Source organism: uncultured Tenacibaculum sp. (assembly GCF_947502995.1).
Taxonomy (GTDB): domain Bacteria; phylum Bacteroidota; class Bacteroidia; order Flavobacteriales; family Flavobacteriaceae; genus Polaribacter.
In genome coordinates this window covers 106,799-124,209 of record NZ_CANNBW010000011.1, presented here as the reverse complement: position 1 = coordinate 124,209, position 17,411 = coordinate 106,799, and the positions used below count along the sequence as shown (strand labels likewise).

General features: G+C 29.6%; 18 protein-coding genes. 10 read left to right on the top strand and 8 right to left on the bottom strand.

Translation table 11 applies throughout. The annotated features are described in order from the left end of the window. Nucleotides 1-55: 55 nt before the first annotated feature. The 8 genes from Q1A46_RS10775 to Q1A46_RS10740 all read right to left on the bottom strand — a co-directional run bounded on the left by Q1A46_RS10775 (nt 56) and on the right by Q1A46_RS10740 (nt 9,151). Nucleotides 56-622: a Crp/Fnr family transcriptional regulator gene (locus tag Q1A46_RS10775; protein WP_299678010.1), complete on the bottom strand. Its 567-nt coding sequence runs from the start codon at nt 620-622 to the stop codon at nt 56-58. Nucleotides 623-696: 74 nt separating this feature from the next. Beyond that, entirely contained in the window at nt 697-2,931 is a 2,235-nt protein-coding gene (locus tag Q1A46_RS10770) for a M1 family metallopeptidase (protein WP_299678007.1), read from the bottom strand. A 132-nt stretch (nt 2,932-3,063) separates the two neighbouring features. Beyond that, nucleotides 3,064-5,202: a M1 family metallopeptidase gene (locus Q1A46_RS10765; protein WP_299678004.1), complete on the bottom strand. Its 2,139-nt coding sequence runs from the start codon at nt 5,200-5,202 to the stop codon at nt 3,064-3,066. A 59-nt stretch (nt 5,203-5,261) separates the two neighbouring features. Continuing rightward, entirely contained in the window at nt 5,262-5,753 is a 492-nt protein-coding gene (locus Q1A46_RS10760; protein ID WP_299678001.1) for a DUF6702 family protein, read from the bottom strand. A gap of 56 nt (nt 5,754-5,809) precedes the next feature. Beyond that, on the bottom strand, nt 5,810-6,601 hold the full coding sequence (locus Q1A46_RS10755; RefSeq protein WP_299677998.1) for a hypothetical protein: 792 nt from the start codon (nt 6,599-6,601) through the stop codon (nt 5,810-5,812). An 89-nt stretch (nt 6,602-6,690) separates the two neighbouring features. After that, a complete protein-coding gene (locus Q1A46_RS10750; RefSeq protein WP_299677995.1) occupies nt 6,691-7,488 on the bottom strand; it encodes a hypothetical protein in 798 nt (265 codons plus the stop codon). Nucleotides 7,489-7,491: 3 nt separating this feature from the next. After that, on the bottom strand, nt 7,492-8,256 hold the full coding sequence (locus tag Q1A46_RS10745) for a hypothetical protein (RefSeq protein ID WP_299677992.1): 765 nt from the start codon (nt 8,254-8,256) through the stop codon (nt 7,492-7,494). A gap of 109 nt (nt 8,257-8,365) precedes the next feature. Beyond that, a complete protein-coding gene (locus tag Q1A46_RS10740; protein ID WP_299677989.1) occupies nt 8,366-9,151 on the bottom strand; it encodes a hypothetical protein in 786 nt (261 codons plus the stop codon). Between the two features lie 81 nt (nt 9,152-9,232). Between Q1A46_RS10740 and pepE the strand changes: the two genes are divergently transcribed. The 10 genes from pepE to Q1A46_RS10690 all read left to right on the top strand — a co-directional run bounded on the left by pepE (nt 9,233) and on the right by Q1A46_RS10690 (nt 17,349). Further along, nucleotides 9,233-9,946 carry a dipeptidase PepE gene (gene pepE, locus Q1A46_RS10735; RefSeq protein ID WP_299677986.1) on the top strand — a complete coding sequence of 238 codons (714 nt, stop codon included), beginning with the start codon at nt 9,233-9,235 and terminating at the stop codon, nt 9,944-9,946. Nucleotides 9,947-9,989: 43 nt separating this feature from the next. After that, nucleotides 9,990-10,679: an NUDIX domain-containing protein gene (locus Q1A46_RS10730; protein WP_299677983.1), complete on the top strand. Its 690-nt coding sequence runs from the start codon at nt 9,990-9,992 to the stop codon at nt 10,677-10,679. Nucleotides 10,680-10,744: 65 nt separating this feature from the next. Continuing rightward, nucleotides 10,745-11,572: a ribose-phosphate diphosphokinase gene (gene prs, locus Q1A46_RS10725; RefSeq protein WP_299677980.1), complete on the top strand. Its 828-nt coding sequence runs from the start codon at nt 10,745-10,747 to the stop codon at nt 11,570-11,572. Between the two features lie 135 nt (nt 11,573-11,707). Then, the gene (locus Q1A46_RS10720) at nt 11,708-12,343 is read left to right on the top strand and encodes a DUF4291 domain-containing protein (protein WP_299677977.1); all 636 of its coding nucleotides are present in this window, start codon (nt 11,708-11,710) and stop codon (nt 12,341-12,343) included. 39 nt (nt 12,344-12,382) lie between these two features. Next, complete coding sequence (locus Q1A46_RS10715) at nt 12,383-13,207, top strand: TIGR02452 family protein (protein WP_299677975.1); 825 nt, start codon at nt 12,383-12,385, stop codon at nt 13,205-13,207. Between the two features lie 85 nt (nt 13,208-13,292). Beyond that, nucleotides 13,293-14,258 carry an ADP-ribosylglycohydrolase family protein gene (locus Q1A46_RS10710; RefSeq protein ID WP_299677973.1) on the top strand — a complete coding sequence of 322 codons (966 nt, stop codon included), beginning with the start codon at nt 13,293-13,295 and terminating at the stop codon, nt 14,256-14,258. After that, nucleotides 14,255-15,151: an ADP-ribosylglycohydrolase family protein gene (locus Q1A46_RS10705; RefSeq protein ID WP_299677970.1), complete on the top strand. Its 897-nt coding sequence runs from the start codon at nt 14,255-14,257 to the stop codon at nt 15,149-15,151. The genes Q1A46_RS10710 and Q1A46_RS10705 overlap by 4 nt, the downstream gene beginning before the upstream one ends. Nucleotides 15,152-15,163: 12 nt before the next feature. Then, on the top strand, nt 15,164-15,586 hold the full coding sequence (locus tag Q1A46_RS10700; protein ID WP_299677967.1) for an ADP-ribosylation/crystallin J1: 423 nt from the start codon (nt 15,164-15,166) through the stop codon (nt 15,584-15,586). A 139-nt stretch (nt 15,587-15,725) separates the two neighbouring features. Beyond that, the gene (locus Q1A46_RS10695; RefSeq protein WP_299677964.1) at nt 15,726-16,232 is read left to right on the top strand and encodes an O-acetyl-ADP-ribose deacetylase; all 507 of its coding nucleotides are present in this window, start codon (nt 15,726-15,728) and stop codon (nt 16,230-16,232) included. Nucleotides 16,233-16,482: 250 nt separating this feature from the next. After that, entirely contained in the window at nt 16,483-17,349 is an 867-nt protein-coding gene (locus tag Q1A46_RS10690; RefSeq protein WP_299677961.1) for an MBL fold metallo-hydrolase, read from the top strand. The last annotated feature ends 62 nt before the right edge of the window (nt 17,350-17,411 follow it).

Below are 17,411 nucleotides of genomic sequence, written 5' to 3'. Positions count from 1 at the left end.
TTTTAAAGTTTGTATCAAAATTGACCTTTTAAAATGATGAAAAAAATGACAAATGTTAGAAAACTTGTTTTCGTATTCTACTTAATGAAGATGGTTCTATACCTAGGAAAGAAGATAAATCACTTATAGATACTTCTTGAATCAAGGTAGGGGAGTTGTTTAGAAGTTTTAAATAGCGCTCTTTAGCATTTAATGTTTGAAAATCTTGTAAGCGTTCCATTTTGCAGGATAAAGATTCTTGAAGAATTTTATTTAAAGCAGTTTGAAATGTTAGAGATTTATTTTTAAATACTTGAAAATCTTTATAACCTATTTTTAATACTTCTACTTCTGTTATAGCTTGATAATTTTCATTAGTATTTTCTTTACTCATAAAACTATCAAAGTCTGTAAAAAAGTTATTTGGTTCTATAAGGTGCTGAATAACGATTTTTTCTTTTTCATATTCAAAACCTTTTACGATCCCTTTTATTAGAAAAAATACGTAATTCACTCTCTTTTGGGAAGTAATAATTAATTCTCCTTTACTAAATTTTTCATAAATGAAGCTATTTTCTATATAATATAGATCAGAATTGCTTAATTTTGCATAGCTATTAATATAGTTTTTTAGCTGTATCATTTATAGATTTAAATTAATTACTACTAAAAAAACCGCAATGTAAATTGCGGTTTTTTGTTTTTTAAAAGTAAAAATTACTTTTTAGTATTTTTAAACTTATCGAATTTACTTTCAGTTTTCTTAGGCCAGCTATTGTTAGAAGTATCAATATCTGCAGTCTCTAAATCAGGATCTACTACAATACTTTTAACTTCTTTAGTTGATGTGAATACTCTATAAGCTTTAGTGTCATCTCTTCTCCATATTTGAGCTGGGAATTGTTCACGTTTTTTAGTACCATCAGCATAAGTTAATTCTACGATTAAAGGTAAAACTAAACCTCCAGGTTTTTCGAATTCAACTTGATACATATATTTAGGCATTTCTTTTAATTTAGCCTTTTCATCAGCTGGTAAACCTTTTATGTAACTCTCTAATTCGCTTGGATCAGCATCTGCTTTTTCAGTAGTTACATGAATTAACTTTCCTAATGAAGCAAAATAACCTGGATATTGTTTTTGTAATTGTTTAGTTCTTTCGTTAGGTTTGTTAGTTAAGTATAAAGGCTTAACTTCTTTAATTCCTATGTCACAGTAATCTGTAGTGTAGAACCAACCTCTCCAAAACCAATCTAAATCCATACCTGAAGCATCTTCCATAGTTCTAAAGAAATCAGCAGGAGTTGGATGCTTAAACATCCAACGTTGAGAATATGTTCTAAAAGCATAATCGAATAATTCAGGTCCCATAATTGTTTGTCTTAACATGTATAAACCAGCAGCTGGTTTTGTATAAGCATTTGGACCAAAATTTTTCACGTAATCTCCTTGAGACATAATTGGAGATAAATTTTCTTGATCGTAGCTCATGTAACGAACAATATCTTTAGGTAAGTTATTTGTATTGAAATTAGGATCATAATCTAATTCAGCTAAGATTTCAACAAATGAGTTAATACCTTCATCCATCCATGTCCATTGACGTTCATCTGAATTTACAATCATAGGGAAGAAATTGTGTCCAACCTCATGAGTAATTACACCAATCATTCCATTTTTAGTTCTGTCAGAATAAGTTCCGTCAGGATTTGGACGACCATAATTGAAACAAATCATAGGATATTCCATACCTTGTCTGTCAGCATGAACAGAAATTGCTTTAGAATAAGGATAATCAAAAGTTAATTTAGAATATTCTTCTAAAGTGTTAGCAACTACTCTTGTAGAATGCTCTTCCCATAAAGGATTTCCTTCTTTAGGATATAAAGAAACTGCCATAACAGTTTTTCCGTTAATATCAACAGCCATTGCATCCCAGATATACTTTCTAGAAGTAGCGAAAGCATAATCACGAACGTTTTTAGCTTTAAAGTGCCAAGTTTTAGTTTTATCAGTACCTTTTTTCTCGTTTTCTTCAGCTTCAGCTTGCGTTACAATGAATACAGGGTCTTTAAAAGATTTTTTAGCTTTTTCAAATCTTTTACGTTGCTCTTTAGTAAGAACTTCTTTTTCATTCTGAAGGTCTCCTGTAGCATCAACAATATGATCAGCTGGAACAGTAAGTTTTACATCGTAATCACCGAATTCTAAAGCAAATTCACTACGACCCCAGAATTGCATATTTTGCCATCCCTCAACATTGTTATACACACATAATCTTGGAAAGAATTGAGCTATAGTGTAAGCTTTATTTCCATCTTTAAATTGTTCAAAACCAGATCTACCACCATCGGTAACTGAATTATTAATTAAATAGTTCCACTTTATTTTAAATTTGAAACTAGCACCAGGAGCTAAAGGAGTTGGTAAATTAATACGCATCATTGTACGATTAATTGTGTGAGATAAATCTCTACCATCTTCATATTTAACAGCTTCGATTTTAAAACCAAAATCTTTTTTTGTTCCCATATTTTTAGCAACAAAATCTTCTGGAGTTTCAAATAAGTTTGCACGTGTAGAATTTGATAATGGAGTTTTAGAATCAGGAGCACGCATGTTCTGATCTAATTGTAACCATAAATATTCCAAATGATCTTTAGAGTTGTTATAGTAAGTGATTGTTTCGTCTCCATATAATTTATTGTTTTTTTCATCTATACGAAGATTCATCACATAGTCAACTTTTTGTTGCGAATATTCGTGTCCTGGAGCACCAGAAGCTGTTCTATTCGAGTTTGGAGTCGCTAGAACATCTTTTAACTGACGAAACTTATTATTGTCTACATGACCTTTTTGAGGTTTTTTCTCAGTATCTTTTTTAGCTTCTTGAGCATATACTGAGGAAGTGATTAACATCACAGTAAGTAGTAAAGCTGATAACTTTCTCATTATAAAATTTAGTTGATTTTAAAATAATTTACGGAAATTAAAGAAATTATATTCGTAAGATAAAATTTGTTATAAAAATTAACAAAGTTTTATTAAAAAAAAGCCGATAGCATTGCTATCGGCTTTTTTTTGTTATCCTTTGACCTTATTTTTGAATTTTTGAAACTTATTGTTTTGTTTCCTTGGCCAACTATTATTTTCTGTATCTACATCCGCAGTTTCTAAATCTGGATCAATTTCAATATTTTTAATTTCCTTATCAGAAGAGAAAACTTTAGTAACTTCATTATCGTTAAGTCTCCAAATTTGTGCAGGATACTTTTTTCTTTCTTTTGTTCCATCTGAATAAGTAAACTCTACAATAATAGGCATTACTAATCCTCCAGGTTTATTGTATGTAATTTCATAGTGGTATTTAGACTTTGGATTTTTTGCAGTTCCAAAACCTAAACCTTCAGTTTTATCTTGAATAAAATCTACAGTTTCACCTTTACCAGGTTGAGTATAGAATTTTTTAACACCTTTAATTCCTATGTCAGTAACATCCGTTGTATAAAACCAACCTCTCCAGAACCAATCTAAATCCATTGCAGAAGCATCTTCCATAGTTCTAAAGAAATCTGCTGGCGTTGGGTGTTTAAACTTCCAACGTTTAGAATATGTTTGGAAAGCATAATCAAATAATTCTGGACCCATAACCGTATTTCTAAGTATGTATAAAGCAGTAGCAGGCTTACCATAAGCATTGTTTCCAAAACTATATACATTATCTCCTTTAGACATAATTGGAGCAATTGTAGCTTGATTACCGTCCATATATTTTATAATGTTTTTAGGTAATCCTCTTACGATAGGGAAATTAGGATCATAGTCTAATTCAGCTTGCATTTCCATGAAAGAATTTAATCCTTCATCCATCCAAGTCCATTTTCTCTCGTCTGAGTTCACAATCATAGGAAAGAAATTATGTCCAACTTCATGAACAGTAACTTTGATCATTAAATATTTTGTTCTATCTGAATAAGTTCCATCAGGATTAGGACGACCAGGATTGAAACAAATTTGAGGATATTCCATTCCCATTTGACCATCTACAGAAATTGCTTTGTGGTATGGATAATCGAAAGTATAACGAGAATATGTTTTAAGAGTTTGAGCAACAGCTCTTGTAGAATGATCTCCATACAAAGGATTAGCTTCTTTAGAATATAATGAATAAGCCATTACATTTTTACCATTAATATCTACAGCCATTGCATCCCAAATAAATTTTCTAGAAGTAGCAAAAGCATAATCTCTTACATTTTTAGCAGAAAACTTCCATGTTTTAGTTTTCTTCGATTTACTCTTTTCAGTTTTAGTTGCTTCTTTTTGAGTAACAATTAAAACAGGATTATCGTAAGTTTTTCTTGCTTTAGCTAATCGCTCTTGTTGCTTTTTAGTTAAAACTTCACTTTCATTTTGTAAAACACCAGTTGCACCTAAAATATGATCTGAAGGAACAGTAATGTTCACATCAAAATCACCAAATTCTAAAGCAAATTCACTTCGTCCCCAAAATTGGTCATTTTGCCAACCTTCTACGTTATCATACACACATAATCTTGGGTAAAACTGTGCTATAACATAGTTATTATTGTTATCTTTTGGGAAATGCTCATAACCAGATCTACCTCCTTGAGTTCTGTGATTGTTTATGTTGTACCACCATTTAATATTAAATTTAAAAGTACCACCTGCAGCTAATGGCTTAGGTAAATTAACACGCATCATAGTTCTATTAATAATGTAAGATAATTCACTACCATCTGCATTGGTAACTTCAGTAATTTTAAAACCACCATCAAAAGGTTTTTCAGGAAAGAAACGGTTAAAGTTACGTTTACTAATGTTTTTTGGAACTTTAACAGAAGTAATATCCGGAGTTTTAGAATCTGCAGCTCTCATATTTTGGTCTAATTGTACCCATAAATACGGAAGTTCATCTTCTGAATTATTATGATATACTATTTGTTCACTACCAGTTATTCTTTGTTTCTCATCATCTAAAAAGATGTCCATTTTATAATCAACCTTTTGTTGAGTATATTTTTTTCCTGGTGCACCTGAAGCGGTATGAACCTCATTTGGAGTCGCTAAAAGATCTTCTAATTGTTTGAATTTATTTTCGTTAGTATGACCTTTTTGCGTTTTTCTAGTTCTACTTTGTGCATCTACAGAAATAGTGATAGCAAAGCAGATTAGAAAAAATGAATAAAAAATTTTTTTCATTATCTGTTTATAATTTGAATGTAAGATTTGATAAAGTTAAAGCTTAGTAAATATATTGATTAAAACTTTAACAAACCTTTATCATTTTTTTTGGTTAGAAAAAGGCTTTTTCGATCTCCATTTACTTTTGCTTTTATTAAGTTTTGTTGATCGGAGAAGTATTGAACTAAAACATCATTTTTAACTTCAATACTTTTTACTTCATTTATGTTTTCAATTTCCAAATAGAAGTAAACGATATTTCCATCATATTCTTTACCAATAAAATTATACTCTACTTGTTTTTCATTTATAGAAATTTTAAAATGATTTTTTAAGTATTTAGTAAGGTAAGAATTTGTATTTTGATGTTCCTTTTTTGTGTTTAGTTGTAGATCAGTATCATAATCAGTATTGATAGCTTTTTCTATATCATCAACAAAAACATTCATAATCATTTCTACTGAATTGTTTGTAGGATTATGTTCAATTTCTGTTAATGCAATATAGTATTTGTGATCAGTAAAGGATAAAAATGAAATCCCTATAAATAGAATTAGAATTTTTTTCATGACTTGTAAAGCTTCAAAAGCTGAGCCAAATTACTGATTTTTATAAAAAGATAAGTTTATTGTTTTAATTCTTTCAAATATGTAACACTTTTTTCTTTCAAGCTTTCAATCACTTTAAAATGTTCTTCTCGTTGTACATTCATTGTAATTTCATCATCGATACTGTAATTGATAAAATTAAGTATTTGATCTTCTGGAATTTTAATTGTTTCTGTAAAGTTTTGTTTACCAACAATATTCATAATTCTTTCTGGTAAATGATCACGAAATACCTCTTTTTTAATACGTTGTTCTAATCTTTTTTCTTCGCTTGAAGTGAATAGAGAAAATTGAACTAATGTTAATCCTTCAAAAGCTAAAATTGGATCTGATTTCATTTCAGACTCACTTTTTTCTATAGCACTAGCTAAAATTACATTATCTGTAACTTGAGTTCCTTCGAATTTTGTAGCCTTTTTTGATTTTTCTACTCCTTTATCTTTTGGTGTTTTTTTAATATCAGAAGTTAATTGTTGTAATAAAGCAGATTTTTTAACTTCAATTTCGTCTAAAACACGTTCTTGAATTTCTAGTAGAATATTAATCTTCTTGCGGTCCATTGTAATTGAAGATATCTTCATTTTTTGCCCATAATGTTGTATAGAAGTAATTTGAAGAACATCACCTAATTGCGCATTGATTAAAAAATAACCTTTTTCATCCGAAAAAGTACCTTCAGCAGAAGTTAAGTTAATTACATGAGCATTATCTACAATTCCTAAGTTATCTGATATGGTTCCGTTTATTTGAGTTCTTTGCGCATAAAAATGTATAGAAATCAATAATAAAAGTAAAGTAATTTTTCTCATAGTGAAAGTCGTCTAAAGGTGAAACAAATAATCACCTTTAAAATACAAAAAATATTACTCTTTTAGAATAGTGAGTCTATAAAAATTATTTATTGATGTATTAACTTGAGGTAAGTTTTATACTCTTTAAAAAAGATATCCATAACACCAATTATATCTCCTTTCTTAAATAAACTCTCAATTCCTAAGGGTTCACAATACAAAAGGAAATTATAATAGTTGTCTTTTGGTATTCCTAATTTTTTATGGAAAAAATCTTCTCCTAATTTTGCTTTTAAAAGTTTAGGGAAATTTTCTTTGTATTCTATTTCTTTCTTTAGTTTGTTATCTTTACTTATTCTAGAAAAAGGTAAGGCAAAACCAAAACTAGCACCTTCAAATCGTTTTGTAGGATCTACAATGTTCTTTAAACGTTTATTTACATCATCGTTTTTATTATAATCTAAATTTGCTTCAGGTTTTACATTAGAAAAGTCTAATGCGCCTTTAGAACTTACAAGTGCTATTTCTTCTAATTTAGGATCTATTGTTTTTTGAAAAGCACTAAATAAATCTCCGTTAGTTACCTCAACTTCGTTTAATAGATTACTTTTTAAAAAAACTTCACACTCTAACTTTTTAGAATTAAGAATTTCAGTAGTGATAGTAATAATTCTTTTATAATGTTGAATAGTACTAATTTCTAAAATATCATTTACTTGTACTACAATTTCGAATGTACCATTATCGTCAGATATTGTTCCTTTTTTTGTATTTCTATTTAATATATGAGCATTAGGAATAGTTCCTGTAGTATCTTTTATTATTCCTTCTAATGTAATTGTTTCTTGAGCTACAATTGTTATAGCGGGAATTATGAAAAAAAGTAAGGTTAATAGCGTACGCACGATTTATTTTTCTTTAGATTTTTTGAATAATTTAGCTTGTCTTTGAAGAAATTCAATCATTTCAAATTCACTTTTATAATAAACTTCTTTAAAGTCTTTATCGAAATGACAGAAGTATAGAAAACGAGACACTTCGGTAGAATCTATTTTTAATTGACTAATAAGCATTGCTTTGTATTTAGCTTCTACAGCAATCATTCTTTTTTCATTTTCAAGTAATTCTCTTTTCTTTTTAAGCATTTTTAATCGACCAGAAAGTGTATTTATAATTAAATCTAAAGGAACTAAACTTCCACCACTTGAAGCTGCATATATTTCACGATCTATTTGCGAAAGTTTCTTAGGAAAAGGATTAAAACCAAGTTTTTCCATTAATTTTTGTTCTTCACTTTTCTTAATAATCTTAGCGTCAATTCCCATTTGTCCGCTTAAATAGTTTTTTTTCACTTCTACTTCTTCCAATAAGTAATCTTTAAGAAATAAGGTTAAATCTAAACGTTTGTTTTTAAGAATAACATTGGCAATTATTAAGTTTTCTTCTTTGTGTTGTATAGAAGTAATTTTTAATTCGTCTCCTAGTTTAACAGGGATAATAAAATTACCAGCTTCATCAGAAAACGTTCCTTGTTTAGAAGTCGTATTTATAATATGTGCATTTACAACTTTTCCAGCGCTATCGGAAAGTGTACCTGAAATCTCTATTCTTTTATTTTGAGAATATGATAATAGAGATGATAATAAAATGAGATAAAGTAATAGTTTTTGCATATAATTAGTTGATATGCAAATTAAAGGACTAAACTTCTTAAAAAGTTTTAAGGACTCTGTAAATATATGTTAAATAGAAAGCTTTAAATTCAATGAAATTTAAGATTAATCATTTTTTTTCTTGTAAAGCTTTAAATAATTGAGCTTGTTTTTTTAAGAACTCAATTAATTCTACACCTCCTTTTTTATAAACTATTTTAAACTCATTATCAAAATGAGAAAAGTATAAAAATCTAGAAAGTTGCGTAGAATCTATTTTTAAATTATTAATAATGTAGTTTTTATAAGTAGCTTTTAACTCTTGCAATCTGCTTTCATTATCTAAAAGTTCTTTTTGTTGTTCTAGCATATCTATTCTCCCAGAAGCAGAGTTAATAATATAATCTAAAGAAACTGTTGTTGCTAAACCGAACTGCATACCACCAGCATATGCTGTTTTGATTTCTCGTTCAATTCTAGATAGTTTTTTAGGAAACGGATTAAAACCAAGATTTTCCATTACAGCTTGCTTATCACTCTTTTTTATTCCTTTAGAATCTGTTCCAAGATGACCGCTTAAGTAAGTCTTTTTTACTTCAACCTCTTCTAAGAGATAATCTTTAAGAAATAAAGTTAAATCCAACCGTTTGTTTTTAATGATAACATTAGCAACTATTAGGTTTTCCTCTTTATGTTGTATGGAAGTAATTTTTAATTCATCTCCTAACTTTACAGGAATAACAAAGTTACCATCTTCATCCGAAAAAGTTCCTTGTTTCGAAGTAACGTTTATGATATGAGCATCTACAACTTTACCAGCACTATCTGAAAGCGTACCAGATATTTCTATTCTTTTGTTTTGAGAATAAGAAAGGATAGAAAATAATAAAATAAGATAAAGTAATAGTTTTTGCATACAATCAATTGATTTACAAATAAAAGAACTATCCTTCTTAAAAAGTTTTAATACGGCTGTAAATTTTTGTTAATTTGAATTATGAAAAGATTAATTGTAGCAAGTACTTCAACCGTTCATGGTAGCGGATACTTAGAATATATTTTACCAGAATTATCTACTTTTTTTAAAGATGTAAATACAATTGTATTTATTCCTTATGCGCGCCCAAGTGGTATTTCTTATGATGTTTACACTGCTAAAGCTAAAGAAGCTTTTGAAAAAATAGGAATAAAAGTAAAAGGAATACATGAGTTTGATGATCCTGTAGATGCAATTAAAAATGCTGAAGGAATTTTTACTGGTGGAGGAAATACTTTTGAATTGGTCAATCAATTGTACAAGAATAATGTGATTAATCCGCTTAAAGAAACTATTGAAAACGGAACACCTTATTTAGGTACTAGTGCAGGAAGTAATATTTGTGGAATAACCATGATGAATACGAATGATATGCCAATAGTATATCCACCGAGTTTTGATACTATGGGATTAATTCCTTTTAATATCAATGCACATTATTTAGATCCAGATCCAACATCGAAACATATGGGTGAAACTAGAGAAACAAGAATTAAAGAATATCATGTTTTTAATGAAATTCCTGTTTTAGGTTTACGTGAAGGAAGTTGGTTACAAGTAACTGACAATCAAATTTTATTAAAAGGAGAGTATACTGCTCGTTTGTTTATAAAGGATGTAGCAGCTGTAGAATTAGATACAGATACCGTAATTAAACAGGAAACATTGAGTTAAAAATTGAATAATTTGTAATTTTGTGTTTTATTAACACAAACCTATGCCAGCAATTCAGAATATTAAGGTAGCTGTAGATGCAGTTGTTTTCGGATACGAAGCCAAAAAAATTTCGGTTTTATTAATAAAAAGAGGAGTAGCACCTTTTAAAGATTCTTGGGCATTACCAGGTGGATTGGTTATGGATGATGAATCTTTAGAAGATGCTGTGAAACGAGAATTAAAAGAAGAAACCGGAGTTAAATTCGATTATCTAGAACAGTTGTATTCTTTTGGAAAACCTGATAGAGATCCTAGAAATAGAGTTGTATCTATTACATATTTTGGATTAGTACGTCCTAATCACTTCACTATTAAAGCAGATACAGATGCTAATGATGTACAATGGTTTTCGTTAGATGATTTACCAGAATTAGCTTTCGATCATCAAATGATTTTAGATATGGCTAAAGATCGTTTAAAAGCTAAATTGCAATATCAACCTATAGGTTTTGATCTATTAAATAAAGAATTTCCGTTTTCAGACTTAGAAAATTTATACACTACAATTTTAGAACACAAGATTGATCGTAGAAACTTCAGAAAAAAAATATTGAGTTTTGAAATTGTAGAAGAAACCGATAAAATTCATCAGCAAGGCAGCGGTAGACCTGCCAAACTCTTTAAGTTTAATAAAAAGAAATACGATCAATTAGTACAAGAAGGATTCCACTTTGAAATTAAGATAGTGTAATTTTTACACAAATTATTTTGTCAGTTTGTTTTTATGTTTTAGTTTTGCGTAAAAATAACACAAAAATGATTTTCAATTTAGATTCAACATTTGAACCATTAGGAGGTAACCAAGTAACATTTAAATCGTTCGCTTTTTCAGGAGGAGAACCTCACATTAAAATATCGTCCGATTTAACTAATGTTGAAAAAGTAACGATAACAACTAGAGTTACTTCTTTTAATGATATGGGATTGTTATTGTGTGCAGTTGATGCTGTTAAAAGATGTGGAGTAAAAATAATCGATCTTTTTATTCCATATTTTCCAGGCGCAAGACAAGACAGAGTTATGATACCTGGAGAACCATTAACAGTAAAAGTGTATGCGGATTTGTTAAATAGTTTGAAATTAAATGAGATTACTGTTTTTGATCCACATTCTGAAGTTACTCCAGCAGTTTTAAATGATTGTAAAGTAGTAACTAATTATAAGTTCATTGAAAAAGTAATTGAAAAAATTGGATCTGAAGTGTTATTAATTTCTCCTGACGGAGGAGCTTTGAAAAAGATATATAAAGTGTCGGAATATTTAGGGGGAATTGCTGTAGTAGAATGTTCGAAAAAGAGAAATGTAACAAACGGAAAACTGGAAGGTTTTAAAGTTTACGAAGAAGATCTAAGTGGGAAGAATTGCTTAATTGTAGATGATATTTGTGATGGTGGAGGAACTTTTATGGGGTTAGCAGATGAATTGAAAAAGAAAAATGCAGGTGATTTATATTTAGCTGTAAGTCACGGAATTTTTAGTAAAGGAGTAGAACATTTAAAAGAAAAGTTTACAAAAGTGTTTACAACAGATAGTTTTAAAGATGTTGAAGGAGTTGAGCAGATTAAATTGGAAACGCTTATGTAATAATGTCAGTTCGAGTAATTCCGATTTATCGGGATTGTATCGAGAACTATTTAAGAGATGAAAACTTCTCGATAAAAAATTATTTGTCATCGTATTACAAATAATTTCACTCGAAGTGACAAAAATAAATTAAAAATGAAATTGAAATTTAAAAATTATAAAGAACAATTGAATGAATGGCCAGAATCAGGTCATCATATCATGGCTCAATACGATGAAGAAAAAGTAATTGTATATCAGTCATACAGACCAGCGATCGGGAATTTTGCTGTGAGAAACCAATTTTTTGGAGGTCCATTTAAGTATACAAGAATGACTTGGATTAAACCAAACTTTCTATGGATGATGTATAGAAATGGTTGGGGAACAAAAGAAGGTCAAGAAGTTGTTTTAGCAATTCATTTAAAAAGAACAGCTTTCGAACGCTATTTGAGTCAGGCTGTATATTCGAGTTATCAATCGCATTTGTACGAAAATGAAGAAGCTTGGAAAGAAGAAGTTCAAAATTCAAACATTCGATTACAGTGGGATCCAGATCATGATCCGTATGGAGCAAAACTAGAACGTAGAGCGATTCAATTAGGAATCAGAAACGAAGAAATAGTAAAATTTGGTAAAGAAGATATTATTGAAATAGAAGACATATCAGCATATGTAAATCAACAATATCAGTTTGTGTTAAACAAAAATTTAGATGCCTTAGAGCTTCCAGAAGAAAAACCATATTTGAGTTTTAATGAAGAAGTAAATCGGTTTTTGAAGATAGGTTAGATTTAAAATCTAAGGCGAAAAGAGTAAATAGGAAAGAAGATGAAAAAGTCAACACGAAAATTAAAAGCAGAACAGACTATTGAAATCATAGAAAAGGGATATTACACAATGCCTTTAGGTGAAAAAATAGATATTAAAGAAGAAATAGATCATTGTATCGATAATACTGAATTGTATTTATCAGAAGATTTAGATGATGTAAAAAGAAATTTAAAATTAGAAAATAATCAAAATACTGTATTTGAAGTAACACATGAAGATTCTGTTAGCGCTATTCATAGAATACATCAAGAAGAAGAAGGAAAAGTGATGTGTTTAAATTTTGCTTCAGCAAAGAATCCTGGAGGAGGATTTTTAAACGGAGCTTTAGCACAAGAAGAAAGTTTAGCAGTTTCATCAGCGTTGTATGGAAGTCAAATGAGTGCTTTCGATTTTTATGATACACATAGAAGTATGAAATCTTGTATATACACTGACGCAATGATTCATAGTCCAAATGTGCCAGTTTTTAGAGATAGAAGAGGAGAATTGGTAGCTGATTATTCAGTATGTGGATTGGTAACTTCAGCGGCTGTTAATTATGGTGTAGTTAAACGTAAAGAACTGCATTTAGTTGATAAGGTTAATGAAGTAATGAATACTAGGATTGAAAAACTATTGAGTTTATGTGCCGAAAAGAAGTATAATACTTTGATTTTAGGAGCTTGGGGATGTGGAGTTTTTCAGAATGATCCTAATGATATTGCTAAGTTGTTTAAATCGCATTTTGACAATAAATTTAAAAATCAATTTAAAAGAGTAGTCTTTGCGATTTATTCAAAAAATGAAAAGTTTATAGAAGCATTTCAAAAAGAGTTTGATTAAATGATGTTCGTCAACCTGAACTAGTTTCAGGTTCTCATCATAAATAAATGAATTATTATTTTACAAAAATTCAAAACAAACAAAAATGAAAAAGAAAATAGAACAAACATTTTTAGGATTAGCAGTAGGTGATGCATTGGGAGTTCCAGTAGAATTTACATCTAGACTAACATTACAAGAATTTCCAGTTAAAACAATGCGAGCGTTTGGTTCTCATCATCAACCCAAAGGAACTTGGAGTGATGATAGTTCTTTAACATTTTGTTTGGCTGAAAGTTTATGTAAAGGTTATGACACAAAATCTATAGCAACAAATTTTGTGCGTTGGTATGGAGATAATTATTGGACGGCACACGGAGAAGTTTTTGATATCGGAATTGCAACAAATTCGGCTATAAATTCTTTTGCAAATGGAACGCCAGCAAAATTAGCAGGTGGAACAGATGAATTTGATAATGGAAACGGATCTTTAATGAGAATTAGTCCGTTAGCATTTTATGTAAAAGATATGTCAATAGAAGAACGATTTCAAAAAGTGAAAGAGGTTTCTTCAATCACACATGGGCATATCCGTTCTGTACTGAGTTGTTTCATTTATGTGGAGTTCATGTTAGCTTTATTAAGCGGATTGGAAAAGTATGAAGCTTATAAAAGAATGCAACAAACCATAAATAATTTTTTAAATGAAAATGCGATTTGTTCTGAAAGTGAAATCAATAAGTTTCATAGAATATTAGAAAATCCAATAGGTGATTATACAATTGAACCTGTATATGAATTGGCAGAAAAACAGATTTGTGGATCGGGTTATGTATTAAATACTTTAGAAGCGAGTTTGTGGAGTTTTTTAACTACAGATTCTTATGCTGAAGCAGTTTTAAAAGCTGTGAATTTAGGTGAAGATACAGATACAACTGCTTGTGTTACCGGAGCCTTAGCAGGATTATATTATGAAGAAGAATGTATACCAAAAGATTGGTTACATGATTTAGTAAAAAGAGAAGAAATAATCGATTTATCACATCGATTTTCAAAAAGTTTAGAAAAATGAAAAATAGAATAGATTTAGCAAAAAGATCACTAACAGGAATAGCAATAGGAGATGCTTTTGGTGATAGTTTTTTTAGAGAAAGAGTAATTGTAGAATCTGCTTTAGAAAATAGATTCATTCCAGAAACAGAATGGAGATATACAGATGATACAATTATGGCAATTCCTTTATTAAAATCTTTAGAGTTGTATGGAGAAATAAATCAAGATTTTGTTGCAGATCAGTTCGCTCAAAACTTTTTAAAAGACAGACATAGAGGTTACGGACCTTCAATGCACAGAAAATTATTAGAGATTGATGCAAATAAAAATTGGTTAGAAATATCAAAATCAAGTTTTAATGGTACTGGATCGATGGGAAATGGTAGTGCAATGCGAGTTGCATTAATTGGTGCATATTTTTATGATGATTTAAGTAATGTTGCAGAGCAAGCTAAACTTTCATCAGAAATAACGCATTATAACAACGAAGCTGTAGCCGGAGCAATAAGTGTAGCAATTGCTACTGCCTTATGTACAAAAAGTAATGAGTTAAATAAAGAAGTTTGGTTAGATACAATTATTGATTTTACACCAGAAAGTGATTTAAAATACAAAATCAAAAAGATTAAGTATTTACCTAAATCGTACGATATACGAACTATAGTTACAGCTTTAGGAAACGGAACAAAAATGTTAGCTCAAGATACTGTTCCAATTGCTTTATGGAATGTATATCACTATCTAGGAGATTTTGAAGAGTCACTTTGGAATACAGTTTCTGCATTAGGAGATAGAGATACAACTTGTGCAATTGTAGGAGGTATTAATATGATGTGCTCAGAAGAAAGTAAAGTTCCAAAACAATGGGAAAATGATGTAGAAAAATGGAACGAGAGTATTTTTTATAAATAAAGAGTTTTAGCAATGAAAAAGATAAAGTTATATAGACCAGTAGGAGAAAAAGAAATGTTATTAATAGCTGAAAGTGGATTTGAAAAATTTCCATCAAGGTTGGAGTGGCAACCTATTTTTTATCCTGTTTTAAATGAAGAATATGCTTCAGAAATAGCAAGTAAATGGAATACCACAGATCCTTTTGGTAACTATTTAGGGTTTGTAACAGCTTTTGAAATTTCTGAAGATGAGTTTAAAAAATATCCAATCGAAAATGTAGGAGGGAAAATTCATAATGAATTATGGGTTCCAGCAGATCAATTGGAAAGTTTTAATGAAGCAATACAAGGAGAAATAAAAACACTTAAAGTTTATATCGGTAAAGATTATAAAACTAGTGAAAGTCTACTTGTAAATGAAATTATGAAAACTGTAGAGAATATTCATAATTAAGTAATATGTCAGTTCGAGTGATTTTTCTGAAGATTGAGTTTATCGAAATCGGAAGAAAATTGTATCGAGAACAAATTAAAATATCTCGATACAATTCCAATATATTGGAATCACTCGATATGACAATAAAACAAGAAATATGAAAATAGAATTACATAAAGGAGATATTACTAAAATAGCAGTAGATGCAATTGTAAACGCAGCAAATTCTAGTTTATTAGGTGGTGGTGGAGTAGACGGAGCAATTCATAGAGCAGGAGGAAAAGCTATTTTAGAAGCTTGTCAAGAGATTCGAAATCGACAAGGAAAATGTAAAACCGGAGAAGCAGTAATTACAACTGCTGGAAATTTACCAGCTAAAAAAGTAATCCATGCTGTTGGTCCGGTTTATAATGGAGGAAGTCGATTAGCGTTGGAAAAAGAATTATTGATCAACTATTATAAAAATAGTCTGTTATTAGCGAAAGAGCATGATTTAAAAACGATTGCTTTACCGAATATTAGTACAGGGATTTATAAGTTTCCGAAGCAATTAGCAGCAGAAATAGCAATTGAAACGGTAAAAGAATACCCAGTTGTAGAAAAGCTAATTTTTGTCTGTTTTGATGAAGAAAATTTTACGATTTATAAGGAGATTTTGAAATGAAAGATGGCATATTGATAAAAAGTTTGAAAATCAAGATAACAGTATTGGAAGAAAAGATGATAAGCTGTTTGAGCGATAGCGAGTTCTTTTCATCTGTGGCTGGAGATACCGTAGTATTTTCTTAGCTTTTTATCATCTGTCTTGATTTTTTGATTCGTTTTGTATCAAGACAAAATGAATACAACAGATGATATGATGTAAACTCTCAATAAAAATGATAAAGAAATGAAAGAGATAAAATATAAAAGAAATGAAATTAACAATACATGGATATTCAACAGCATTATTTTCAACATGGTACTTTATTGAAGAACTTGGATTGTTATTTGATGCTGGTGACGGATTAATATCTTGTTTATTAGGGAAGTGTGGTAAAATAAAAAACATTTTTATCTCACATGCAGATAGAGATCATTTAGGTGGAATTTTTCAGTATAATCAATTGTTTGCACATCGTAAGCCAAATATTTATTATCCGAAAGATTCAGGATCGTTTCCATTTATTCAAAATTTCACTAGTCAATTTGATCCACATACATCAGGAACAATATGGAATAGTTTAGAAGACAAACAAATTATTCAGATAAAATCTGGTATCGAAGTTTTATGTTTCGAAAATCAACATATAGATGTGAAAGATCAATTGAAAAGTTTGTCCTTTCAAGTATTTGAAACAAAGCATAAATTGAAGCAAGAGTTTACAAATTTGTCTTCAAAAGAGATTATCGGTATAAAACAAGATAAAGGAGAAGATTTCATCAAAGAAAAGATTAAAAACTCAATTCTAGTGTATTCAGGAGATACACCAGTATATGATTATTCAAAGTATGATAAGTGTGGAGTGTTAATTCATGAAGCCACATTTTTAAAGAAAGAAGAAGTAGAAAAAGGTAATGATAAAAACAAACACAGTTCTTTAGAAGAAGTGTTAGAAATGGTCAGTCAGATCAATATTGAAAAACTGATTTTAGGTCATTTTTCATCACGATATGATATGCAACAAATCGATCAAACGATTAAAGAACTCATTACATACTATAATATTAAAATACCAGTATTTAGAGTTCCTTTAGGTCGATCTCAAAGAGATATTTTAAATCAAAAACCTTTGAATTAACTATAGTTAAAACGCGAGATTGTGATATAAGTGCAGAGTGCCAAATCGAAGCAGTCGAGATC